This window comes from Mycobacterium sp. NPDC049093 (genome assembly GCF_040704635.1).
GTDB lineage: Bacteria > Actinomycetota > Actinomycetes > Mycobacteriales > Mycobacteriaceae > Mycobacterium.
In genome coordinates this window covers 182339-205255 of record NZ_JBEZJS010000007.1, presented here as the reverse complement: position 1 = coordinate 205255, position 22917 = coordinate 182339, and the positions used below count along the sequence as shown (strand labels likewise).

Sequence of the window (22917 nt, the reverse complement as noted above, 5' to 3'; positions counted from 1 at the left end):
GCTTTGTCGCAGCTATTTGACGACCTGGAGGACTTCGGCTCGTTCGACGACGCCGTCTCGGGAGATGTCCGGGATCCATTCCCGGAGCTCGCCAGGCTTCGCCGCGAGGAACCGATCCAGCGGATCGACATGTCCGCGATGCCGGGAGAAGCGGGTAAGCCCGTGTTCATCGTGTATCGCTACGAGGACGCCCAGCAGATGCTGCGCGACAACTTGACGTTCTCGTCGTCGGGTGTCATCGCAGCGTTCGGTCCGGTGCTCGGCGAGCGCGTGATGCTGGGCATGGATGAACCGGTGCACGGCCGGCTGCGTTCGCTGGTATCGAAGGCGTTCTCGCAGAAGGCCTTGACGCGTTGGGAAGACGAGTTGGTCGGCCGGGTCGGCAACGAACTCATCGACAAGTTCGCGGACAAGGGCAGGGCCGACCTGGTTAAGGAATTCACCTTCGACTATCCGAGCCGGATCATCGCGGGATTGTTGGGATTGCCGGAAGCGGACTATCCCCAGTTCCAGCGTTGGTCCATCTCGCTGCTGAGTTGGATCCTGAATCCCGAGCGCGGTCTGGCGGCTTCAGCCGCGCTGTGCGAGTACTTTGCTCCGATCCTGCAAGCCCGTCGGGCCGAGCCGAAGGACGACATGATCAGCCTTCTCGCCGAGGCCGAGATCGACGGCGAGAAGCTCACCGATGAAGAGATCTTCTCCTTTCTGCGGTTGCTGTTGCCGGCCGGAGTGGAGACGACGTACCGGTCGCTGGGCAATCTGCTGTTCGGGTTGCTCTCGGACCCGACGCAGCTGGACGCGATCCGGGCCGACAGATCACTGCTGCCACAGGCCATCGAGGAGGCGGTGCGCTGGAATCCTCCGCTGTTGACCATCACCCGGACCACCACCTGCGACACCGAGCTCGGCGGGGTGCACATCCCCGAAGGTTGTTCGGTGATGCCGATGCTCGGCTCGGCGAATCGGCAGGACGATCGGTGGGAGAATCCCGACGAGTTCGACATCTTCCGCACCGCCAAAGGAAACCTCGGCTGGGGTCACGGTGTCCACGTGTGTCTGGGCATGCACCTGGCACGGCTGGAAATGCGCACCGGCATCAACCTTCTGCTGGATCGACTGCCCAATCTGCGGCTGGACCCGGACGGGGACGATCCGCACATCCGCGGTCAGGTCTTCCGGTCGCCGACCGCGCTACCAGTGCTGTTCGATGCGGCCGCCCGATGACCACCCCGGCGAGCAGACACATATGTACCCGACACACCGCGATTCGGGGTACGTATGCGTCTGCTCGCGCTAGGAAAAGTGACCCGAGGAGAGGCTGAGATGACCGACTTCGAGACGGTGGACTTCTTCACCGACGAGTCACTGGTGCCCGACCCGTACCCCTACTTCGACCACCTGCGGTCGAAGTGCCCTGTCGCCCAGGCGACCCCGTTCAACGTCCTGGCAGTGACAGGCTACGACGAGGCGTTGGCCGTCTACCGGGACCCGGCGTTCTCATCCTGTGTGTCGGTCGCGGGCCCGTTCTCGGGGATGCCGTTCGGGCCGGGGGACAGTGACGATGTCACCGACCTGATCGAGCAGCACCGCGCCGCGGTTCCGATGGCCGAGCACATCACCTCACAGGATCCGCCGGTGCACACCCGCACCCGCGGGCTGATGAACAAGCTGATCACGCCGAAGCGCCTCAAGGAGAACGAGGAGTTCATGTGGCGACTGGCCGATGAGCAGCTCGACACCTTCATCGACAAGGGCGGCTGCGAATTCCTGGCCGACTACGCAAAACCGTTCTCGCTGCTGGTGATCGCCGATCTGCTGGGTGTCCCGGCCGACGATCACGAGGAATTCAAGGCCGCGTTCGCGCTGGAGACGGTCGGTGAACTCGGCAAGGAGGCACCGACGACGCACAACCCCCTGCAGTGGCTCAACGAGAAGTTCTACGCCTACATAGAGGATCGCAGGCGCACGCCACGCGACGACGTTCTGACCGGGCTGGCGCAGGCCAAATATGAGGACGGTTCGACGCCCGAGATCGAGGACGTGATGAACCTGTCGACGTTCCTGTTCGCCGCGGGAACGGAGACGACCACCAAGCTGGTGAGCTCGGCGGTCCGGTTCATCGGTGACAACCCGGGATTCGAGAGGTTGCTGCGCGGGGACCGCAGCAAGATCCCAGCATTCCTCGAGGAGACACTGCGCTTGGAAAGCCCGGTCAAATCGCACTTCCGGATGGCCGGCAAGACCACCAGCATCGGTGATGTCGAGGTTCCCGCTGGGACCACCGTCATGGTGCTTCCCGGAGCGTGCAACCGCGACGAACGGAAGTTCCCCGAACCCAACATCTTCCGAACCGACCGTGCCAACGTACGCGAACAGATCGCATTCATCCGCGGTGTCCACTCCTGCCCGGGTGCCCCGTTGGCCCGCGCGGAGGGCCGGATCTCGCTCAACCGGATCCTCGACCGGATGGGTGACATCACGATCTCCACCGAGCACCACGGCGCGGCGGACAACCGCAACTACACCTACGAACCGACCTTCATCATGCGTGGGCTCAGCACGCTGCACATCACCTTCACACCGCTGCACTGACACCTGAAGCAGACGCAAACTCGCCAGAGAAAAGGAGCACCACATGACCGGAAAGCTCGACGGCAAGGTCGCTTTCATCACCGGTGCCGCCCGCGGGCAGGGCCGGGCCCATGCAATCGCGATGGCCAGGGAGGGTGCCGACATCGTCGCCGTCGACATCTGCCGCGACATCCCGTCCAATCCCTACCCACTGGCCACACCCGAGGACCTCGCCGAGACCGAACGGTCGATCAAGGAACTCGGCCGACGTGTCGTCGCGCGGGTCGCCGATGTCCGCGAGCGCCACGAGCTGCGCGACGCGGTCGAGGCGGGTATCGCCGATCTCGGCAAGATCGACATCGTGGTCGCCAATGCGGGCATCCTGCCGATGGCGATGGGCAATCCCGATCCGATGGGTTTCGTCGATGCCTCCGACGTCGATCTGCTGGGCGTGATGAACACCGTCGCGGTGGCGATACCGCATCTGCCCGACGGTGCGTCGATCATCGTCACCGGTTCCACCGCAGGCATGATCCGCGGCACCACCACCAGTCCCGACATGGGCCCGGGTGGCGCTGGTTACGGTTGGAGCAAGCGGATCGTGATCGAGTACGTCAATGAGATGTGTCTTCACCTGGCGTCGAGGATGATTCGGGTCAACGCGATCCATCCGACCAACTGCAACACCCACTTGCTGCAGAACGAGGGCATGTACGGGGTGTTCCGTCCGGATCTCAAAGCCGCAGGCAAGACAGCCACCCGCGAAGATGCCGAGCCGTTGTTCAACCTGTTCCAGGCCATGCCGATTCCGTACATCGAACCGGAGGACATGGCCAATCTCGGGGTGTTCCTCGCCAGCGACGACAGTCGGTACATCACCGGCCAGCACATCCGCGTCGATGCGGGTTCACTGCTCAAGTGGCCCAACGGACCTCAGTAGGTCTCACCCGGGGCGGTGCAGGAAGCCCTATCAAAAGTCGCGAAACTCGTGTCCCCAGGAGGTGACAGTGGGCGCAATCATCATGTTGGGCACCCTGTTTGGCTTGATAGTCCTGATCGTGGGTCTGGTGCTGTATTTCGATCCGGAGGCGCGTCGCACGCCGCCGGAGCCTCGGCCCACACCGGGCACGGAGGTCGAGGCGTGAACGTGCAGCTCCTGATCAATGCCGGTGTGGCCTTCGCCTACGTCACCGGTCTGGGTTTTCTTGCCGTGGGCATCTACCTGAGCGTGCGCCGCGGCCGACTGCACCCATTGCTGCTGCTGTGCATCTCGGCACTCTCGTTTTCCTGGATCGAGGCGCCCTACGACTGGGCGATGTACGCCCAGTTCCCGCCGGCGCTCCCGCGGATGCCGTCCTGGTGGCCGCTCGACATGACCTGGGGCGGGCTGCCCTCGGCGGTACCGGTCGGCTACATGGGGTACTTCGTCCTCCCGGCGATCATCGGCGCGGCGCTGGGGCGGTGGGCGATCAGGAAGTGGCACTGGCGACGTCCGCAGACACTGCTGCTGGTTGGCTTCGCCGTCGGGTTCTGCTGGGCGCTGTTCTTCAACGCGATCATCGGCGCGCGGCTCGGCCTGTTCTACTACGGCTACGTGATCGAAGGCCTCGGCCTGTGGGAGGGGACCAAGCACCAGTACCCGATCTACGACGCCATCGCCATGGGTGTGCAGATGATGGTGTTCACCTACCTGCTGGGCCGAACCGATGAGCAGGGCCGCAACGTCATCGAGATGTGGGCCGACAAGATCTCCAAGACCCGGGTGCAGTCAGCAGTGGTTTCGGTGATCGCCGTCATCGTGGTCGGGCACGCGGTTTACGCCTCGGTCTTCGCGCCGCATCTGGTCACCAAACTTGGTGGGTGGGTGACCGTGGGACCGACCGAGCAGTTGTTCCCCGGGGTCCCCAATCAGCCGCGGTAGCGGAGCCGAGGGGGCTACCATCGCAACACATGGCGTCGCTACGCCCACATTATGAGACGTTGCAGTCGATCTACGACATCTCAGACGAGTTCTTCGAGCTGTTCCTGGGTCCGACGATGGGCTACACGTGCTCGTACTTCGATCGCGTCGGCATGTCTCTCGACGAGGGGCAGAACGCGAAGTTCGATCTGGCGCTGTCCAAGTTGGACCTTCAGCCCGGTATGACGTTGCTCGACATCGGCTGCGGCTGGGGTGGGGGATTGCAGCGGGCCGTCGAGACGTATGAGATCGACGTCATCGGTCTCACTCTCAGCCGGTCGCAGCGCGACTACGCCGAGGCCAAGCTGGCCAAGGTCCCAAACGGCCACCGCGTCGAGGTGCGACTGCAGGGCTGGGAGGAATTCGACGAGAAGGTCGACCGCATCATGTCGATCGGGGCATTCGAGCACTTCGGTCACGAACGTTATCCGGCGTTCTTCGAGATGGCCTACAACGCGCTCCCGGCCGGTGGATCGATGCTGTTGCACACGATCTGCGGCATCACTCAGGACGATGCGGTCCGGATGGGAATCCCGTTGACGCTGAGTGTGGCCCGGTTCGTCAAATTCATCATGGCCGAGATCTTCCCCGGCGGTCGGTTGCCCACGGGACAGATGGTCGAGGAACATGCCCGAGAAGCCGGATTCGAGGTGGCCATGGTGCAGCCGATCGGCCAGTACTACCCGAGGACCTTGGAGGAGTGGGCGGCCAACCTGGAAGCACATCGTGACCAGGCCATCGCCCTGCAGTCCCAACAGGTGTACGACCGGTACATGAAGTACCTCACCGGTTGTCCGGACCTCTTCCGCGGCGGATACCTCGACGTCAATCAGTTCACACTGCGGAAGTAGCGAGGGCCTTTACCGCCGAGCCGCGATCTCAGTAGTTGTTGCAGCTGCCCGCGATCGAGTTGATCGGCCCGAAGTACTCCTGAGCGGCCGGGCTGGCCTGCAGCTGGGCCACCGTCTGCTGGCGCTGGGCCGGTCCCGACGCCAGGAAGTTACGCAACGCACCCTGGGCGAACGGGGACGCGTTGAACTGCTGTGCCAGATCAGGACGCTGCGCGTTGAGTGCCGCCATGACCTGCTCGTAGCTGCAGGTCGTGTTGACCACACCGCTGAAATCGGGTTGGGCGGATGCCACTCCCGTCACCAGCGGAACGGACAGGGCCAGACCGCCGAGAGCGGCCGCGATGTACTTGAAAGACTTGCTCACCTGCTGGAAACCCCCATGTTGTTCGCCCAAGAAGGCGACGCCTTGTACGTTTGCCGGACCCGACCTCACTCGAGGCTAACAGGCGGCAGACGTACAAGGCGTCCTAGCGAAACCGCTCCGGGTCCGCATCAGTCGATGACGGCGGCTTCCTTGCGCTCGGTGATCGGCCGGGCCAGCTCCTGCTCATTGCAGATGCGCTGCAACTTCTCCAGGGTCTCGTCCAGGCCGGGGCCCAGCTTCTTGCCCGGGGTGAAGCGCGCCGGCAGATTTCGCATGCCCTGAATGACGCCGATCGTGTCGTAGTGCACGGTGCCCTCGGCGTCGCACACGTAGTCCGGCATCCGGTCCAGCACCGCGGTGAGCATCGACTTGAACACCGTGCGCGCCACGTTCGAACCCACACAGCGGTGCACTCCGATGCCGAAGCTGAAGTGCCGGTTGCCCTTCCGATCCAGGACGATCTCGTTTGGCTGGTCGAACACCGACGGGTCACGGTTGGCCATCGCCCAGGACAGCCACAGTCGTTCGTACTGCTTGAACTGCTGCCCCTCGACCTCGACGTCCTCGGAGAACGTGCGGCCGTCACCGGGCGCCGGCGTGAAGAAACGCAGGAACTCTTCGGTGGCCGGGTCGAGAAGGGTGGCACGCTCGTCGCTCAGCCGGGTGCGTTCATCAGGGTGCTCGCCCAGCCATTCCAACGCATGCGCGGTGAGTGCGGTGGTGGTGTCGAATCCGCCGCCGATGACCAGCCCGAGATTGCCGAGGATCTCCATGTCCGGTGCCGGTTCACCATCGATGCGTAGCTGCAGCATCGCGTTGACCAGCCCGGGCCGCGGCGTCTCCCGGATCTCCATCATGTTGTTGATGATGTCGATGCCCATCTCGCGGTGCTGCTCGTTGATCTTCTCGCGATCGGGGGAGTGTTCGGGTGTGTACACCGACGCATGGGTGGGCTCGCTGTAGACGTTCCACTTCTTGAGCTCGATGCCCATCATGGCCAGGGTGAATACCGCGGGCACCACGTTGGCCAGATGCTCGACGAAGTCGATCTCGCCGGACTCGATGTGCTCGTCGAGTGCGGCGCGGGTGATCTCGTCGACGAACGGTACCCACCGCTTGATGGCGGCGGGGGACAGGTACGGGTTCAGCGCACCGCGGTAGGCGCTGTGCTCCGGCTCGTCCATCTCCAGGATGCCGCCCCGCACCACGGTGGCCCGGCTGGCCTTCGGGATCGTGATGCCCTGATACGGCGTCTCGCCACTGATGTCGTGGTGATTCGAGACGACAGGGCAGCGGGCGAGCTCGAAGACATGCCTGCTGTCTGCGGCCACCCAGTGCCCGTTGTAGGCGTCGGTCCACGCCATGGGGCAGCGGGACTGCATCTCCTCGGTGATCTTCTCGAACTGCAACCGGTATTCCGGCGTGTGCCGGTCGAAGTGGTAGTTGTTCTTCTTGCGGTCGTCGTCGGTCGTGACATCGTCGATACTCACGGCGTTGTCTCCCTTGGCCTTTCGGTCTGCGTCAATCTTCGATGACGATGGCTTGCTCAGGGCAGGAGTGCGCGGCCTCGCGGACCGCGTCCTCCTGATCCGCGGGTACCAGGTCAGAAACCGGTGACGCGTGACCGTCGACGTCATCGAGGACGAACGAATCCGGCGCGATCATCGAGCACAGGGTGTGCCCCTGGCAGCGACTGGCATCAACCGAAACCTTCACTACGACAACTCCTTTCGAACCGCTGGTTGCGGAATCAGACGTGGTAGTCGTACCACTTGAGGTAACCGCCTGCGTCGACCCGCAGTTGCATGCCGGTGACGTACCGGGCCTCGTCGGAGGCCAGCCAGAGCACCGCGTTGCTGATGTCCTCCGGCTCGATGAAGTTGACCTTCATCGCCTGCTGCACACCGAACACCGGCTCGGCATCGGCACGGGTGGGGTTCTCCAGATCCGGCCGGAACGAGCGGTACATCGGCTCGCTCTGCAGCATGTTGGTGTTGCAGTTGGTCGGGTGGATGACGTTGGCGCGGATGCCGCGCACTGCCAGTTCGGTGGCCAGCGCATGCACGTATTCGGAGATCAACCGCTTGGAGATCATGTAGCCCATGCCGCCTGGATCGGCGCCGGGGTTGGGCTTGTTGTGGGCGTCCATCAGCGCGGCGGCAGATGCGGTCGCGATGATCGAAGCACCTTCCTTGAGGTGCGGTAGCGCGACCTGGATGGCGTTGATGGTGCCGACGAAGTTGGTGTTGATGCCGTCGGTCCACGCCTGCATCGCAGGCTGCCCCTTCATCGCGGCGATGCCGGCCTGCGCGACGACGATGTCGACCTTGCCGAACTCCGCGAGCCCGGATTCCAGCGCGCTGCGCAGTTCGGCCTCGTTGCGGACATCGGCCTGTGCGGTGACGATGCGTCGGCCGGTCTTCTCGACGTAGTTCTTGGTCTCTTCGAGGTCTTCGGCCGTGGCCATCGCATAGCCGACGGTGTCGTAGTTCTTACAGATGTCGACCGCGATGATGTCGGCGCCCTCTTCGGCCAGTCGGATCGCGTGACTGCGGCCCTGGCCGCGTGCCGCGCCGGTGATGAACGCGACTTTCCCGGCAACCCTGCCTTCTCCGCTGTTTCCCACAATTGTCCTTTCGCTGATGATGTTTCGGGTGCGCCTGCGCGTCAGGTGTTACGGCCGCCGTTGACGCCGAGGATCTGGCCGGTGATGTAGCCCGCCTCTTCGGAGACGAAGAAGGCGCAGGCGGCGGCGATGTCCTCCGGCTTGCCCATCCGGCGCACCGGCGTCTGCGCGATCTGCTTGTCGGTGTCGCCGAGGAAGCCCTTACCTTCGGCCTTGCGCAGCATCGGGGTGTCGATGAAGCCCGGCGGCACGGCATTCACGGTGATGCCGTTGGGGCCGAGTTCCAGCGCCAGGCTCTTGGTCAGGCCGTTCACTGCGGACTTCGCCGCGACATAGGGCGACATGAAGGGCTGGCCGGAATGCGTACTGGACGACGAGATGTTGACGATGCGGCCCCAGCCGGCCTCGAGCATGTCGGGCAATGCCGCCTGGATGCAGTGGAATACGCCATTGAGATTGACGTCGATGATCTGCTGCCACTTCTCGAACGAGACGTCGCTGAAACGCTTGAAGCAGTCCAGGCCCGCCGCATTGACCAACACCGAGATCGGACCGAGTTGGGCGCGAATGGCATTGAGCGCGGTGTCGACGGCGGCGCGATCGGTCACGTCGGCGACATGAGCGAACTCGTCATCCGAGGGCTGTAGGTCGAGAACCGCGACATTGAGGCCGTCAGCGCGCAACCGGGCGGCGATGGCCGCTCCGATACCGGAACCTCCTCCAGTGACAACGGCATTCTTCATGACAGTTCTCCGGTCGCCGGGCGGGGCCGGACTTTCTCAGGGGTCAAGAATCATCCTTCCGATTATGAGAACCGTACTCTCGGACCGGTGTTCCCCGCAAGATCCGGGCTCAACGTGCGCGCCTCCTGCGGAGATGGTGGATCTGCAGCGAATAGGGCATGACTAGCTGATCTAGCTTTCACTTGAGTTCTCATCGAGCGAATGTATGATTCGCCGGTGATGAGAATGCAGTTTCCATCACAGTAGTGAATCGCCTGAGGAGGATGATGCAGCAGGAAGCGCCGACCATCGCGGCAGAACAGCGGGCTGACCGGAAGTTGTTGATCGGCGGAGAGCTGCGCGAGACGCCGCGGACGTTTCCTTCCGTCAATCCAGCTACCGGTGAGGTGTTCGGATACGCGCCGGACGCAACGGTCGCCGATGCCCAGGCTGCGGTCGCCGCGGCCAGGCAGGCATTCGACCACACCGACTGGTCCACCAACACCGAGTTCCGGGTCCATTGCCTGGAGCAACTGCACCGGGCGCTGGTCGAGAACCGCGACGAACTGGCCGCACTGACCACCACCGAGGTGGGGGCCACCGCGGCATTGTGCGCCGGTGCCCAGCTGGACGGACCGATCGACATCGTGCGGTACTACGCCGAGCTGCTCAGGACCTACCCGCTGACCGAGGACCTCGGGAACATCGAGAGCCGCGGCATGCAGCATCACCGGTGGGTAGAGAAGGAAGCGGGCGGCGTGGTGGCCGCGATCATCGCCTACAACTATCCGAACCAACTGGCCCTGGCCAAGCTGGCGCCCGCGCTGGCCGCCGGTTGCACCGTGGTGCTCAAGTCCGCACCGGACACCCCGTTGGTCACCCTGGCGCTCGGCGAGCTGATCGCCAACCACACCGACATCCCGGCCGGCGTCGTCAACGTGCTCTCGGGCGCCGACCCGGAGGTGGGTGCGGTGCTCACCACCAGCCCCAACGTCGACATGGTGACCTTCACCGGTTCCACGCCCACCGGCCGGCGCATCATGGCCGCGGCCAGTGAGACGTTGAAGAAGGTGTTCCTGGAGCTCGGCGGCAAGTCGGCCGCGGTCGTGCTCGACGACGCCGACTTCAACACCGCCGCACTGTTCTCGGCCTTCAGCATGGTCACCCACGCCGGTCAGGGCTGCGCGCTGACGTCGCGGCTGCTGGTGCCCGCGAAGCACAAGGACGAGATCGTCGAGCTGATCAAGAACAACTTCGGCCTGGTGCGTTACGGCGATCCCACCGATCCCAAGACCTACATGGGGCCGCTGATCAGCGAGAAGCAGCGCGACAAGGTCGACGGCATGGTCAAGCGCGCCGTGGAGGCCGGCGCCACTCTGGTCACCGGTGGCGAGAAGGTCGACCCCGGCTACTTCTACACCCCCACTCTGCTGGCCGATGTGGACCCGGACAGCGAGATCGCCCAGGAAGAGGTCTTCGGGCCGGTGCTGGCCGTCATCGCGTACGACGATGATGACGACGCGGTGCGGATCGCCAACAACTCGATCTACGGGCTGTCCGGCGCGGTGTTCGGCAGCGAGGACCGCGCGCTGGCCGTGGCCCGTCGAATCCGGACCGGCACCTTCTCCATCAATGGCGGCAACTACTTCAGCCCCGACAGTCCGTTCGGCGGATACAAACAGTCGGGCATCGGCCGGGAGATGGGCACCGCGGGACTCGAGGAGTTCATGGAGTCCAAGACGTTCGCCCGGGTGCTGTCATGAGTGGCGGGCCACTCGCAGGCGTCCGCGTTCTCGAGGTCGCGATGTACGGCTTCGTCCCCTCGGCCGGAGCCGTGCTGGGGGAGTGGGGTGCCGACGTCATCAAGGTCGAGCACGCCGTCACCGGCGACCCGCAGCGTGGTCTGCGCCAGACCGGGCCGCTGCGCGTCGAGGGTGATCCCAACCCGAACATCGAGCATGCCAACCGCGGCAAGCGCAGTATCGGCCTGGACATGTCGGTGCCGGAAGGTCGCGAGATCCTGCTGGAACTGGCGAAGAAGGCCGACGTGTTCCTCACCAGCTTCCTGCCCGGGCACCGGCAGAAGTTCGGCATCGACGTCGACGACATCCGCGCGGTGAACCCGAACATCATCTACGCCCGGGGCAGCGCCCTGGGTCCCCGCGGTGAGGAGTCGGTGAAGGGCGGTTACGACATGACCGCCTTCTGGTGCCGCGCCGGCACCGCCGCGACCATCACCCCCGCCGGCATGGCGGGAATGATCGCACCGCCCGGGCCGGCCTATGGGGACACCATCTCGGGCACGAACCTGGCCGGCGGCATCGCGGCGGCGCTGTTCAAGCGGGAGCGCACGGGCGACCCGTCGGTGGTCGACGTGTCCCTGCTGGGCAGTGGCCTCTGGTCGATGGGCCACACCGTGGCGCTGACTCAACACCTGAACCAGTTGATGGTGACACCTCCACCCGGTGTGCACGGGTCGCCGATCAATCCGCTCGTCGGGTTGTACGGCACCGCCGACGACCGCTACATCTCGTTCGTGATGATGCAGCCGACCAAGTTCTGGGCCGACGTGTGCCGCCACATGGATCTGGAGAGCTACATCGACGATCCGAGGTTCGCGACTGCCGAATCGTTCGCAGAGAACACGCCCGACGCGGTCGAGATCCTCACCGAGGCGATGAAGAAGCGAACTTTGCCAGAATGGAGCGAGCGATTCACCACGCTGGCAGGACCGTGGGCTCCGGTGCAGGACACCCTGCAGGCGGGACAGGATGCCCAGATCCGGGCCAACGAGTACCTGGTGCAGGCGGGCGAGCTCGAGTTGGTCGCCAACCCAGTGCAATTCGACGTCACGGCGCCGAGCACAGGGCCGGCCCCCGGCTTCGCCGAACAAACCGACGACATCCTGGTAGAACTCGGTCTGGACTGGGATCGCATCATCGAACTCAAAACCGCCGGCGCGGTCACCTAGGCCGCCTCCGTCATGCCCCTCGTCTCTTCCGCCGCACACTGTGTGTCGTGGGCTGCTCCCACCGCAGCCCACGACACGAGCGGTCCTTCATGCGACCGGGGGCGTCCCAATTGTCAACTACCCGAGCAAGTTCTACGTTATTTGCCTCCGCGACAGATACCGGGTCCGATAGCATCAGGCACTCGGGGGGCGGTCACGGGGGCAAGTCTGTCCGGTTTCACCGGTAGGTCCGGTGAAGCGCACGAGGTCCGCAGGAAACAGGAGGTGCGTCAGATGTCCGAACGCGCCCCGTACTTGCTCTTCCTCGTGAAAGGCAATGTGCTCCAGTCGTATTCGTATGTGTCCGAGCGCCCGACCGGCCGGTTGGCATGTGCCGGCTCGGAGGTTGCGGCATGACCCGGCTCGGGCTCCGGGCCGCAGCACACGTAGTAGATCTGTTCGAGCACCCGCGCGGTGAAGCACTTAACATCGGCGCACCGACCGCGGCGTCGGCAGCCACTTGCCGGAACAGGAGTTCTGATGGCAGATAAATGGTCGACCGGAGTATCGCTACGCAACCTGTCGGGCCCGATGCAGGCCGTCGGGGCGCTGTTCGCGATGTCGCTGGACGCCATCCGGTTCATCTTCAAGCGTCCGTTCCAGGGCCGGGAGTTCCTCGAGCAGTGCTGGTTTGTCGCCCGGGTGTCGATGGCACCGACGCTTCTGGTGGCGATCCCGTTCACCGTGCTGGTGAGCTTCACGCTCAACATCCTGCTGCGCGAACTCGGTGCGGCCGACCTGTCGGGCGCGGGTGCTGCCTTCGGTGCGGTGACCCAGTTGGGCCCGATGGTGACGGTGCTGATCGTCGCCGGCGCCGGCGCGACGGCGATGTGTGCGGATCTGGGTTCGCGCACCATCCGCGAGGAGATCGACGCCATGGAGGTGCTCGGTATCAATCCGATCCAGCGTCTGGTGACGCCGCGGATGCTGGCGTCGGGACTGGTGGCGCTGCTGCTCAACAGCCTGGTGGTGATCATCGGCATCCTGGGTGGCTACGTGTTCTCGGTGTTCATCCAGGACGTGAACCCGGGTGCTTTCGCGGCCGGGATCACCCTGCTGACCGGTGTGCCGGAAGTGATCATCTCGTGTGTCAAGGCCGCGCTGTTCGGCCTGATCGCCGGACTGGTGGCCTGCTATCGCGGATTGACGATCACGGGCGGCGGTGCCAAGGCAGTGGGCAACGCCGTCAACGAAACCGTGGTGTACGCCTTCATGGCCCTGTTCGTCATCAACGTGGTCGTCACGGCCATCGGTATCCGCATGACGGCGCACTGAGGCAGGGGACGCAATGGGAACCATGACGATCCTGCGGTCGACCTACCCGCGGGTCAGCAGACAGTTCAACAAGCCGGTGTCGACGTTGAGCCGGATCGGCGATCACACGCTGTTCTATCTCAAAGCACTGGCGGGCACTCCGCACGCGGCGTTGCACTACCGCAAGGAACTGATCCGGCTGATTGCCGAGATCTCGATGGGTGCAGGCACATTGGCCATGATCGGCGGAACCGTCGTCATCGTCGGGTTCCTCACCCTGGCCACCGGCGGTGTGCTGGCCATCCAGGGCTATTCGTCGCTGGGCAACATCGGTATCGAGGCACTGACCGGCTTCCTGGCGGCCTTCATCAACGTCCGGATCGCCGCACCGGTGGTGGCCGGTATCGGCCTGGCCGCCACCTTCGGCGCGGGCGTCACCGCCCAGCTCGGTGCGATGCGGATCAACGAGGAAATCGACGCACTGGAGGCCATGGCGATCCGGCCCGTCGAGTACCTGGTGTCCACCCGCATCGTGGCCGGGATGATCGCGATCACCCCGCTGTACGCCATCGCGGTGATCCTGTCGTTCCTGGCCTCCCAGTTCACCACCGTGGTGCTGCTCGGGCAGTCGGGCGGCCTCTACGACCACTACTTCACGACGTTCCTCAATCCGATCGACCTGTTGTGGTCGTTCCTGCAGGCCGTCCTGATGGCCATCACCATCCTGCTGATCCACACCTACTTCGGTTACTTCGCCTCCGGCGGGCCATCCGGGGTCGGGGTCGCGGTCGGCAACGCCGTAAGAACCTCACTGATCGTCGTGGTCTCGGTGACCCTGCTGGTGTCACTGTCCGTCTACGGCTCCAACGGAAACTTCAACCTGTCGGGTTAGGGAGAAGAGTTGACACGAAACGTGGGACCGGGCCCAGCCCACCGGTCCGAAACCACAAGTAGCGCTGTGCCGGTGGCAGCACGCCCCGGACGCAGCTTCGGTGCGCGGGGCTCCGCGCGGCCGTTGGCAGGCCTGGCGACCGTGGTCGCGATAGGTCTGATCTTCGGCCTGGCCGTCGCGCTGTTCCGCGGCAGCTTCACCAAGACCGAGCCGATCACGCTCATCTCCGACCGGGCCGGCCTGGTGATGAACCCCGATGCCAAGGTGAAGATGCGTGGCGTCCAGGTCGGCACAGTCAGCTCTATCGAGCACCGAGCCGACGGTAAGGCCGTGTTGCACCTGGCGATGAACCCGTCACAGCTTGGCCTGATCCCAGACAACGTTCAGGCCGACATCGCCTCCACGACTGTGTTCGGCGCCAAGTACGTCCAGTTGGTCGCGCCGGACAAGCCGTCGTCGGACAAGCTCCGCCCCGGCCAGATCCTGCAGGGCGACCATGTCACCGTCGAGATGAACACGGTCTTCCAGCAACTGACCAATGTCTTGAACAAGATCGACCCGGCGAAGCTCAACGAAACCCTTGGCGCGCTGTCGTCCGCGTTCGGCGGGCGCGGCGAGGCGATGGGGCAGTCCCTGTCCGACTTCGACGCGGTGTTGAAGAAGATCGAGCCCAGCCTCCCCAATCTGACCGGCGACATCGAGAGCATGGCCGCGGTGTCACGGGCCTACGGTGACGCGGCACCCGATCTGCTCAAGACCTTCGAAAACACCAACAAGCTGAGCGACAGCATCGTGGCCGAGCAGCAGAACCTTGACAATTTCCTGGTCAGCTCGATCGGCTTGGCCGACGCCGGCAACGACGTCATCGGCGGCAACCGGCAGGCCCTCAGCACCACGCTGAACCTGTTGGCACCCACCACCGATCTGCTCAACGAGTACGCCCCCGGTATCGAGTGCGGCCTCAAGGGCATGAATTACATGGCCCATACGCCGCCCCAGCCGGAACCCGGTGTCGTGGTCAACGTGGCCTTCACGCTCGGCATCGAGCGCTACCGTTACCCGCAGAACCTGCCGAAGGTGGCGGCGAAGGGCGGTCCGCACTGCATGGGCCTGCCGTATATCGGATTCGGCAACAAGGCCAAGTATCTCGTCACCGATACCGGCGCCAACCCGTGGCAGTACGGCAACCAGGGCATCCTTCTGAACTCCGACGGCCTCAAGCAGACGCTGTTCGGTCCGCTGGACGGCCCGCCACGTAACACCATGCAGATCGGACAACCGGGATGAAGCGCGGCAGAAGCACATTCATCAAGTTCGCGTCGTTCGCGGTGGTGATGGCCGTCCTCACGACCTTCCTGTTCATGACGTTCTCGGAGTACCGCGGCGGTTCCTACTCGGGCTACTCGGCGGTCTTCGGTGACGCTTCGCGGCTGGAGGCCGGGGACTCGGTGCGGGTCGCCGGTGTTCGGGTCGGCACGGTGAAAAACGTTTCTCTGCAATCAGATAAGTCGGTCAAGGTCGACTTCGACACCGACCGCAACGTCGCGCTGACCACGAGTACCAAGGCCGCGATTCGGTACCTGAACCTGGTCGGGGACCGCTACCTGGAACTCGTCGACAGTCCCGGCTCGACCAAGCTCCTGCCCGCCGGCTCACTGATCCCGAAGGAGCGCACCACAAGCGCGCTCGACCTCGATCTGCTGCTCGGTGGTCTACGCCCGGTGATCCAGGGGCTCAACCCCCAGGATGTCAACGCGTTGACGTCCTCGCTGATCCAGATCTTCCAGGGCCAGGGCGACACCCTCGATTCGCTGCTGAGCAAGACTTCGTCGTTCTCGAACACGTTGGCCAACAACGACCAGGTGATCCAGCAGTTGATCGACAACCTGAACTCGGTGGTCGGAACCCTGGCCAAGGACGGCAAGAAGTTCGACGGAACGGTCGACCGGCTCGAGCAGTTGATCAGCGGTCTGTCGCAGGACCGTGACCCGCTCGGCACGGCGGTGACGCAGCTCGACAACGGGACCGCCTCGCTCGCAAGCCTGCTCACCGAGGCGCGGCCGCCGCTCAAGGGCACCGTCGATCAGATGAACCGACTGGCGCCGTTGCTCGATGACCACCAGATCGTCCTCGACCGGGGTCTGCAGAAGGCCCCGGACAACTTCCGCAAGTTGGCCCGGCTGGGCTCCTACGGCAGCTGGATCATGTACTACATCTGCGGACTTTCCATCCGTGTCACCGATCTGCAGGGGCGCACCGCGCACTTCCCGATGATCAAACAAGAAGGCGGGAGGTGCGCGGAGCCCTGATGCTTAAGTACCGCGAATCAAATCTGATCAAGGCAGGTTTCATCGGCGTCGTGCTGATGATGCTCATCATCGCCGTCGGGCTACAGCCCGAGCGGCTGCAACAATGGGCCTCCTCGGTGCGTCATCAGGCACTGTTCACCGAAGCCGGCGGGATCGCCGTCGGCAACGACGTGACCTTGTCCGGTATCAAGATCGGTGCGGTCACCGACGTGTCGTTGGAGAACGGCGACGCGTTGGTCACCTTCACCACCGAGGGCAAGTACCCACTGGGATCGCTGACCACCGCGCATATCCGCACCGGTTCACTGCTCGGTGAGCGGGTGCTCACGTTGGAGTCGGACGGCAGCGGAACTTTGCGCACCACCGACGTGATCCCCGCGTCGCGCACGTCGTCGCCGTACTCACTGACCGAGGCGGTCAGTGATCTGACCACCAATTCGGCGGGCACTGACACGGCTTCGCTGAACCAGTCCCTGGACACGCTTTCGGCGACCATCGACCAGGTCGCACCGAAGCTCGGGCCGACATTCGACGGGCTGAGCCGGCTGTCGAAATCGATCAACGGCCGCAATGAAAGTCTGGCCAGCCTGCTCAAGAGCGCCAGCGATGTGACCGTGGTGCTGTCGCAGCGCAGCGATCAGCTCAACACGTTGATCCTCAACGCCAATGACCTGCTCGGCGTGCTCAACGACCGGCGGCAGGCCATCGTCGATCTGCTGGCGAACACGGCGGCCGTCTCGCAGCAGCTCAGTGGACTCGTCGCCGACAACGAGGCGCAACTGGCGCCGACGCTCAAGCGGCTCAACTCGGTGACCGCGATGTTGGAACGCAACCGCGACAACATCACCAAGGCACTGCCGAACATGAACAAGTTCCAGTTGTCCCAGGCTGAGACCCTGGCGAACGGGGCGTACTACAACGCCTACGTTCCCAACCTGCAGCCGGCTCAGCTGTTGCAGCCGTTCTTCGACTACGCGTTCGGATTCAGGCGTGGGACGAACGCCGGTCAGCCGCCGGACAACGCCGGCCCGCGTGCCGAATTGCCCCTGCCCTACAACGGAATTCCTGGAGGTTCACGCTGATGAACCGCAGTCGTCTCGGTAAATGGCTTGCGGTGGCGTTGGTGGCGCTGCTGGTCGTCGGCGCGGCAGTATTGCTGCGTCAGACCTTCTTCGGACAGAAGACCATCTCTGCTCTGTTCACCTCGGCCACCGGTGTCTACCCAGGTGACGATGTCCGGGTCTCCGGCGTCAAGGTCGGCACGATCGAGTCCATCAAGCCCGAAGGCACCCAGACGCGGGTCACCCTCAAGGTCGATCACGGCGTGCCGATCCCCGCGGATGCGAAAGCGGTGATCGTGGCCCAGAACCTGGTCGCCGCCCGCTATGTGCAGCTCGCGCCCGCCTACCGTTCGAGTGGCCCGACATTGCCGGATGACGCGGTGATCGGCCTGGACCGCACCGCCGTTCCGGTGGAGTGGGATCAGGTCAAGGAACAGCTGATGCGGTTGTCCACCGACCTCGGACCGCAGAGTGGCGTCGACGGGACGTCGGTGTCGCGCTTCATCAACAGCACAGCCGACGCGATGGCCGGCAACGGCGACAAACTGCGGCAGACCATTTCGCAGTTGTCCGGCGTGGCCCGGGTGCTGGCCGAGGGCAGCGGCAACATCGTCGACATCATCAAGAACCTGCAGACGTTCGTCACCGCGCTGCGGGACAGCAACCAGCAGGTGGTGTCGTTCCAGAACCGGCTGGCCACCCTCACCAGTGTGGTCGACGGCAGCCGGTCGGACCTCGATGCGGCGTTGACGAACTTGTCGATCGCGGTCGTTGATGTGCAGCGGTTCGTCGCGGGCTCTCGTGATCAGACCGCCGAGCAGGTGCAGCGGCTGGCCAATGTCACCCAGAACCTCGTCGACAACAAGGATCAGGTCGAGCAGCTGCTCCACGTCGCGCCGAACGCGTTCATGAACGGCTACAACATCTACAACCCGGACTCCGGCAGCGCCGTCGGTCAGTTCGTGATGAACAACTTCTCCAACCCGGTCGAGTTCATCTGCGGTGCAATCGGTGCGGTCGAGAACACCACCGCACCGGAGACCGCGAAACTCTGCTCGCAGTATCTCGGGCCGGCGTTGCGGCTCATCAACTTCAATTATCTGCCGTTCCCGATCTCGCCGTACCTGATGCCGTCGGCCAGTCCCGAGCAGATCGTGTACTCCGAACCGCGGCTCGCGCCCGGTGGTGAGGGTGGGGCACCCACTCCGCCCGAGACCCCGCCGGCGATCTCGGCCTACAACCCTGGCCCGGAACCACCTCCGCCGTTCACCGGCCGCGGGCCCGGGGAGCCGCCGCCAGGGGCCCAGCAGCTCCTGCCAGGGGGCGAGTACTACCCGCCCAACATGCCGAACACGGTGTCGGACATGCTCAATCCCACTGGCGGTCAACCGGGTCCGCCGCCGGGACCTGCGCCAGGTCCACTGGCGGCCGAAGCCCCGGCGCCAGCGGCACCGGCACCAGCAGAAGGGACGCCACCAGCATGACCAGGGGAAAGCCGGTACGGCTGGCGATCGCCGTCGGATCCTGCGTTGCGCTGACCACCAGCGGGTGCGCCTTCCAGGGCGTGAACTCGTTGCCCCTGCCCGGGGCGGTCGGGCGCGGTGCGGACTCCAGCGTCTACCACGTCGAAATCGCGAATGTGGCGACGCTGGAACCGAACTCGCCGGTGATGATGAACGACGTCGTCGTCGGTAGTGTCCGCAGCCTGTCGGTTAAGGATTGGCACGCCGACGTCGAGTTCTCGGTGAAACCGGGTGTTGTGGTGCCGGCCAACGTGGTGGCCAGCATCGGGCAGACCAGCTTGCTGGGTTCGATGCATCTGGCGATCAACCCGCCCGCCGGTCAGGCTCCCGACGGAAAACTCCAGCCGGGAGCGACGATCCAGCTGAACAACTCGTCGACGTATCCGACGACGGAGCAGACGCTGTCCTCACTGGCTGCCGTGGTGAACGGCGGCGGTCTCGGCCAAATGGGCGACATCATCCACAACTTCAGTGCCGCGATCAACGGTCGGGAAGCTGATTTCCGTGACCTGCTCACCCGACTGGACACGTTCGTCGGCGCTCTGGATGCCCAGCGCGACAACATCGTTGCCTCCATCGAGGGTCTGAACCGACTGGCCTCGACCTTTGCCGGGCAGCGCGATGTGATCACTCGTGCACTGGAGAAGATCCCGCCCGCACTCGACGTGTTGATCAAAGAGCGGCCGAGATTCACGACCGCACTGCAGAAACTCGGTACCTTCAGCGCCACCGCCAACCAATTCGTCAACGACTCGCAGGCTGATCTGGTCAGGAACCTGAAGAACCTGGAGCCGGCGCTGAAGGCTTTGGCCAACGTCGGACCGGACCTGGCTTCGGTACTTGAGTACGCGCCGCATTTCCCGTTCACCCAGAGCTTCATGGACCGGGTGATCCGTGGCGATTACTACAACCTTTTTGCGTACTTCGACATGACCATCCCGCATCTCAAGCGCAGCCTCATGATGGGCACCCGCTGGGAGCAGGGCGACGCGCAGAACGTTCCGGTGCCCGGGGATCCGAGCTATCTCAACTACACCTATGACCCACTCAAGACCGGGGTCGCTCCGCCGCCGCCGGATGGGTTGCCGCCGGCTCCGGACGGACCGCCACCACCGGATCTCCCAGCTCCCACCTACTCGGGCCCGGTGCTCCCGGTGGTGCCTCCGGCGCCGATGACCATGCCCGGTGGCATGGCGCAGCCGGCTGCACCGCCGAGCCCATCGACATCCGTGTTCGCCGGACCTTATGCGCAGCAAGGCGGTCCGGCTCCAGCTGAGCAGCCGGCACCACCTACTGCACCTACTCCATCGACAGGGGGTGGCGGATAGATGCTCACCCGCTTCATCCGGACTCAGCTGATTCTCTTCACCGTCGCCTCGGTCGTCGGTGTGGCCGTCATGCTGTTCGCCTACATGCAGGTGCCGACGCTGCTCGGCATCGGTCGCATCACCGTGAAGATGGAACTGCCGGCGACCGGCGGTCTCTACCAGTTCAGCAATGTCACCTATCGCGGGTCCCAGATCGGCAAGGTCACGTCGGTGGAACTGACCGACAAGGGGGCCGAGGCGACGCTGTCCCTGGACCGCTCGCCGAAGGTGCCCGCGGACCTGGCCGCCGAGGTCCGCAGCATGTCGGCGGTCGGCGAGCAGTACGTCGAGTTGTTGCCGCGCACCAATTCTGGGCCCTACCTGGACAACGGATCGGTGATCGCGATGTCGAACACCAAGATTCCGCAGCAGGTCGGACCGATGCTCGATCAGCTCAGCGCCCTGGTGGACACCATCCCGAAGGACAAGCTGAGCCAGCTGCTGGACGAGTCCTACAACGCGTTCAACGGAACCGGCTACGACTTCGGCTCGTTGCTGGACTCGGCTTCGACGATCACCAGGGATTCGAACGCGGTCTCAGATCAGACGCGGGCGTTGATCGATGACTCCAAGCCCTTCCTCGACGCGCAAGCACAGACCACCGATTCGATCCGGACCTGGGCGGCCAGCTTGGCCGGTATCACCGGGCAGGTGGCCGAGAATGATCCCGAGGTGCGCTCGCTGCTGCGCAACGGTCCCGGTTTTGCCCAGGAGACCACCAAGCTGCTCGACCAGATCAAGCCGACTTTGCCGGTGTTGTTGGCGAATCTGAGCACGTTCGGTCAGATCGCGGTCACCTACAACCCGTCGATCGAGCAACTGCTGGTGTTGTTGCCGCCGTATGTCGCTCAGCTGCAGACCTATGCGCACACCAACAACACGAGCGGTCTGCCGATGGCCGACTTCTCGCTGGGCCTGGGTGATCCGCCGACGTGCACAGTCGGATTCCTGCCGCCGTCGTCCTGGCGCTCCCCGGCCGACACGACCGTGATCGATACCCCGGACGACATCTACTGCAAGTTGCCGCAGGATTCGCCTATCGGCGTCCGCGGCGCGCGAAACTACCCGTGTATGGGCCACCCGGGCAAGCGGGCTCCGACGGTCAAATTGTGTAATGACCCCAAGGGATTTCAGCCCATCGCCCAGCGTCAGCATGCGCTCGGTCCGTATCCGCTCGACCCCAGTCTGATCGCGCAGGGCGTGCCCCCGGATTCCCGGGTGCTGCCGGACGAGAAGATCTTCGGGCCGCTGGGCGGCACTCCTCTGCCTCCGGGTGTGAGCGCTCCACCGCCGGGCGCAGCGCCCGAGCCGCAGCCGGCGCCGAATTTCGCGGGGACAAATCCCGGTTCGATGCTGCCGGGTCAGCCGATGTACCTGGAGCCGCCGGTGCCCGGCGTGCCACCGCCTCCGGCAGGCGATCCCAACGCGGTTCCGGTGCCTGAGGCGGACAAGCCGCAGGCAACCGAGCTGCCGCCCGTCCCGCATGGCCAAGGGGTCTTTCCGGATGCTCCGGAGGTCCCCATGCCGGCGGAACCGGGGGTGGCGCCGAGCGCGTTCACGGGCGGTGCCGGAAACGGGCCGTCAGTGGCGATCGCCAAGTACAACCCGCGCACGGGGGAGTACATGGGCAGCGACGGCAATCTGTACAAGCAGACGGATCTCGTGTCCACGCCCAAGACGTGGCAGGACCTGATGCCGACGTAGCGGATCGTGCGAAAAGAACTGGCCCCGGGCAATAGCCCGGGGCCAGTTCTTTTGTCGCGATTCGGTTTTCAGCTAGGCGGGCCGCATGTAGAACGGCATCCGGACAACGGGCCACTGATTGCGCCCACACGAACCGCTGGGGCCCTTCGTGACGTCCTCGCCGGCGTATTCGGATGAAGCCTGATCCACGTGTCCGTCGAAGCCCACCGGATAGAACTTGTACACCTGCATGCCTTCGACGGGCGTCCCGTCGGCGCAGAAGCGCCAGTTGGGTACGACCCGCTTCACGTACCAGAGGCCGTTGGTCGTGTAGACCGGTGCGGACCACCCCGCGTCGCTGTTCACCGTGCCGCTGCATTCGGTTGGCGAGATGCACTGCGTCGAGATCGTCCAGTTGCTCACCACCCGCGGTTGCTCCTCGTAGCGGTCGTTGATTTTGGCCCACGCGCCGTTGGAGGAGGTGGCAAAGGTGCCGTTGATACCCCACTGTTCGCCCGCACTGGCCGGGGCGGCTCCACTGAGGCCGACAGTTGTCGCGGCGGCGATCGCCACCGCAACAGCACTTACCCGGGAGACTGACATGAACTGCTCCTTCTGGCCGACCTGAGGGGCGGTAGCCGTGTTCTCAGTTTCGGAGAATATCACTATCAACGGCTGGTCCACGGTGGATTCACTCGTGCCAACTCGTCACGCCTCCGGCCGG

General features: G+C 64.5%; 22 protein-coding genes. 16 read left to right on the top strand and 6 right to left on the bottom strand.

Annotated features, from left to right (window positions below):
* Positions 1-3: 3 nt before the first annotated feature.
* The 6 genes from AB0876_RS26940 to AB0876_RS26915 all read left to right on the top strand — a co-directional run bounded on the left by AB0876_RS26940 (position 4) and on the right by AB0876_RS26915 (position 5382).
* Positions 4-1224 (top strand): cytochrome P450, encoded by a 1221-nt coding sequence (locus tag AB0876_RS26940; RefSeq protein WP_526043377.1) that lies wholly within the window; start codon positions 4-6, stop codon positions 1222-1224.
* A 99-nt stretch (positions 1225-1323) separates the two neighbouring features.
* Positions 1324-2592 (top strand): cytochrome P450, encoded by a 1269-nt coding sequence (locus AB0876_RS26935; protein WP_064960166.1) that lies wholly within the window; start codon positions 1324-1326, stop codon positions 2590-2592.
* 43 nt (positions 2593-2635) lie between these two features.
* Positions 2636-3511 carry a mycofactocin-coupled SDR family oxidoreductase gene (locus AB0876_RS26930; protein ID WP_055115896.1) on the top strand — a complete coding sequence of 292 codons (876 nt, stop codon included), beginning with the start codon at positions 2636-2638 and terminating at the stop codon, positions 3509-3511.
* Positions 3512-3578: 67 nt separating this feature from the next.
* The gene (locus AB0876_RS26925; RefSeq protein WP_499047931.1) at positions 3579-3716 is read left to right on the top strand and encodes a hypothetical protein; all 138 of its coding nucleotides are present in this window, start codon (positions 3579-3581) and stop codon (positions 3714-3716) included.
* Positions 3713-4492 carry a spirocyclase AveC family protein gene (locus AB0876_RS26920; protein ID WP_498883405.1) on the top strand — a complete coding sequence of 260 codons (780 nt, stop codon included), beginning with the start codon at positions 3713-3715 and terminating at the stop codon, positions 4490-4492. The genes AB0876_RS26925 and AB0876_RS26920 overlap by 4 nt, the downstream gene beginning before the upstream one ends.
* Positions 4493-4521: 29 nt before the next feature.
* On the top strand, positions 4522-5382 hold the full coding sequence (locus tag AB0876_RS26915) for a cyclopropane mycolic acid synthase family methyltransferase (RefSeq protein WP_526043376.1): 861 nt from the start codon (positions 4522-4524) through the stop codon (positions 5380-5382).
* A gap of 28 nt (positions 5383-5410) precedes the next feature.
* On the opposite strand, the gene AB0876_RS26910 is transcribed toward AB0876_RS26915, so the two are convergent.
* The 5 genes from AB0876_RS26910 to AB0876_RS26890 form a co-directional block, all read right to left on the bottom strand.
* Positions 5411-5746: a hemophore-related protein gene (locus AB0876_RS26910; protein WP_064886229.1), complete on the bottom strand. Its 336-nt coding sequence runs from the start codon at positions 5744-5746 to the stop codon at positions 5411-5413.
* A 128-nt stretch (positions 5747-5874) separates the two neighbouring features.
* Positions 5875-7236, bottom strand: coding sequence for a cytochrome P450 (locus AB0876_RS26905; protein WP_064886230.1), 1362 nt, complete (start codon positions 7234-7236; stop codon positions 5875-5877).
* A gap of 31 nt (positions 7237-7267) precedes the next feature.
* Complete coding sequence (locus AB0876_RS26900; RefSeq protein ID WP_064886231.1) at positions 7268-7462, bottom strand: ferredoxin; 195 nt, start codon at positions 7460-7462, stop codon at positions 7268-7270.
* 34 nt (positions 7463-7496) lie between these two features.
* Complete coding sequence (locus tag AB0876_RS26895; RefSeq protein ID WP_055115888.1) at positions 7497-8372, bottom strand: mycofactocin-coupled SDR family oxidoreductase; 876 nt, start codon at positions 8370-8372, stop codon at positions 7497-7499.
* A 41-nt stretch (positions 8373-8413) separates the two neighbouring features.
* Positions 8414-9115 (bottom strand): SDR family NAD(P)-dependent oxidoreductase, encoded by a 702-nt coding sequence (locus AB0876_RS26890; RefSeq protein ID WP_064886232.1) that lies wholly within the window; start codon positions 9113-9115, stop codon positions 8414-8416.
* A 263-nt stretch (positions 9116-9378) separates the two neighbouring features.
* Between AB0876_RS26890 and AB0876_RS26885 the strand changes: the two genes are divergently transcribed.
* The 10 genes from AB0876_RS26885 to AB0876_RS26840 all read left to right on the top strand — a co-directional run bounded on the left by AB0876_RS26885 (position 9379) and on the right by AB0876_RS26840 (position 22214).
* On the top strand, positions 9379-10857 hold the full coding sequence (locus AB0876_RS26885) for an aldehyde dehydrogenase family protein (RefSeq protein WP_526043375.1): 1479 nt from the start codon (positions 9379-9381) through the stop codon (positions 10855-10857).
* Positions 10854-12065, top strand: coding sequence for a CaiB/BaiF CoA transferase family protein (locus tag AB0876_RS26880; protein WP_082941821.1), 1212 nt, complete (start codon positions 10854-10856; stop codon positions 12063-12065). Before AB0876_RS26885 ends, AB0876_RS26880 begins: the two co-directional genes overlap by 4 nt.
* Positions 12066-12584: 519 nt before the next feature.
* A complete protein-coding gene (locus tag AB0876_RS26875; protein ID WP_055115885.1) occupies positions 12585-13379 on the top strand; it encodes an MlaE family ABC transporter permease in 795 nt (264 codons plus the stop codon).
* Positions 13380-13392: 13 nt separating this feature from the next.
* Positions 13393-14250, top strand: a complete 858-nt coding sequence (locus AB0876_RS26870; RefSeq protein WP_064886990.1) for an MlaE family ABC transporter permease — start codon at positions 13393-13395, stop codon at positions 14248-14250.
* Between the two features lie 66 nt (positions 14251-14316).
* Positions 14317-15537 carry an MCE family protein gene (locus AB0876_RS26865; protein WP_236734906.1) on the top strand — a complete coding sequence of 407 codons (1221 nt, stop codon included), beginning with the start codon at positions 14317-14319 and terminating at the stop codon, positions 15535-15537.
* A complete protein-coding gene (locus AB0876_RS26860) occupies positions 15534-16559 on the top strand; it encodes an MCE family protein (protein WP_064886992.1) in 1026 nt (341 codons plus the stop codon). The genes AB0876_RS26865 and AB0876_RS26860 overlap by 4 nt, the downstream gene beginning before the upstream one ends.
* Positions 16559-17641 carry an MCE family protein gene (locus tag AB0876_RS26855; RefSeq protein ID WP_064887000.1) on the top strand — a complete coding sequence of 361 codons (1083 nt, stop codon included), beginning with the start codon at positions 16559-16561 and terminating at the stop codon, positions 17639-17641. Before AB0876_RS26860 ends, AB0876_RS26855 begins: the two co-directional genes overlap by 1 nt.
* Positions 17641-19104 (top strand): MCE family protein, encoded by a 1464-nt coding sequence (locus tag AB0876_RS26850; protein ID WP_064886993.1) that lies wholly within the window; start codon positions 17641-17643, stop codon positions 19102-19104. The genes AB0876_RS26855 and AB0876_RS26850 overlap by 1 nt, the downstream gene beginning before the upstream one ends.
* Complete coding sequence (locus AB0876_RS26845) at positions 19101-20471, top strand: MCE family protein (RefSeq protein ID WP_064886994.1); 1371 nt, start codon at positions 19101-19103, stop codon at positions 20469-20471. The genes AB0876_RS26850 and AB0876_RS26845 overlap by 4 nt, the downstream gene beginning before the upstream one ends.
* On the top strand, positions 20472-22214 hold the full coding sequence (locus tag AB0876_RS26840; RefSeq protein ID WP_064886995.1) for an MCE family protein: 1743 nt from the start codon (positions 20472-20474) through the stop codon (positions 22212-22214). It abuts the gene before it with no gap.
* 72 nt (positions 22215-22286) lie between these two features.
* Here AB0876_RS26840 and AB0876_RS26835 read toward each other — a convergent pair whose 3' ends face one another.
* Complete coding sequence (locus tag AB0876_RS26835) at positions 22287-22796, bottom strand: Rv2253/PknI dimerization domain-containing protein (protein WP_064887001.1); 510 nt, start codon at positions 22794-22796, stop codon at positions 22287-22289.
* Positions 22797-22917 lie beyond the last annotated feature (121 nt).

Bases quoted from the DNA above. Each gene is read 5' to 3' on its own strand.
- AB0876_RS26935 (WP_064960166.1), top strand. From the start codon at position 1,324: ATGACCGACTTCGAGACGGTGGACTTCTTCACCGACGAGTCACTGGTG.
- AB0876_RS26930 (WP_055115896.1), top strand. From the start codon at position 2,636: ATGACCGGAAAGCTCGACGGCAAGGTCGCTTTCATCACCGGTGCCGCC.
- AB0876_RS26915 (WP_526043376.1), top strand. From the start codon at position 4,522: ATGGCGTCGCTACGCCCACATTATGAGACGTTGCAGTCGATCTACGAC.
- AB0876_RS26890 (WP_064886232.1), bottom strand. From the start codon at position 9,115: ATGAAGAATGCCGTTGTCACTGGAGGAGGTTCCGGTATCGGAGCGGCC.
- AB0876_RS26885 (WP_526043375.1), top strand. From the start codon at position 9,379: ATGATGCAGCAGGAAGCGCCGACCATCGCGGCAGAACAGCGGGCTGAC.
- AB0876_RS26880 (WP_082941821.1), top strand. From the start codon at position 10,854: ATGAGTGGCGGGCCACTCGCAGGCGTCCGCGTTCTCGAGGTCGCGATG.
- AB0876_RS26875 (WP_055115885.1), top strand. From the start codon at position 12,585: ATGGCAGATAAATGGTCGACCGGAGTATCGCTACGCAACCTGTCGGGC.
- AB0876_RS26870 (WP_064886990.1), top strand. From the start codon at position 13,393: ATGGGAACCATGACGATCCTGCGGTCGACCTACCCGCGGGTCAGCAGA.
- AB0876_RS26860 (WP_064886992.1), top strand. From the start codon at position 15,534: ATGAAGCGCGGCAGAAGCACATTCATCAAGTTCGCGTCGTTCGCGGTG.
- AB0876_RS26855 (WP_064887000.1), top strand. From the start codon at position 16,559: ATGCTTAAGTACCGCGAATCAAATCTGATCAAGGCAGGTTTCATCGGC.
- AB0876_RS26850 (WP_064886993.1), top strand. From the start codon at position 17,641: ATGAACCGCAGTCGTCTCGGTAAATGGCTTGCGGTGGCGTTGGTGGCG.
- AB0876_RS26845 (WP_064886994.1), top strand. From the start codon at position 19,101: ATGACCAGGGGAAAGCCGGTACGGCTGGCGATCGCCGTCGGATCCTGC.
- AB0876_RS26840 (WP_064886995.1), top strand. From the start codon at position 20,472: ATGCTCACCCGCTTCATCCGGACTCAGCTGATTCTCTTCACCGTCGCC.
- AB0876_RS26835 (WP_064887001.1), bottom strand. From the start codon at position 22,796: ATGTCAGTCTCCCGGGTAAGTGCTGTTGCGGTGGCGATCGCCGCCGCG.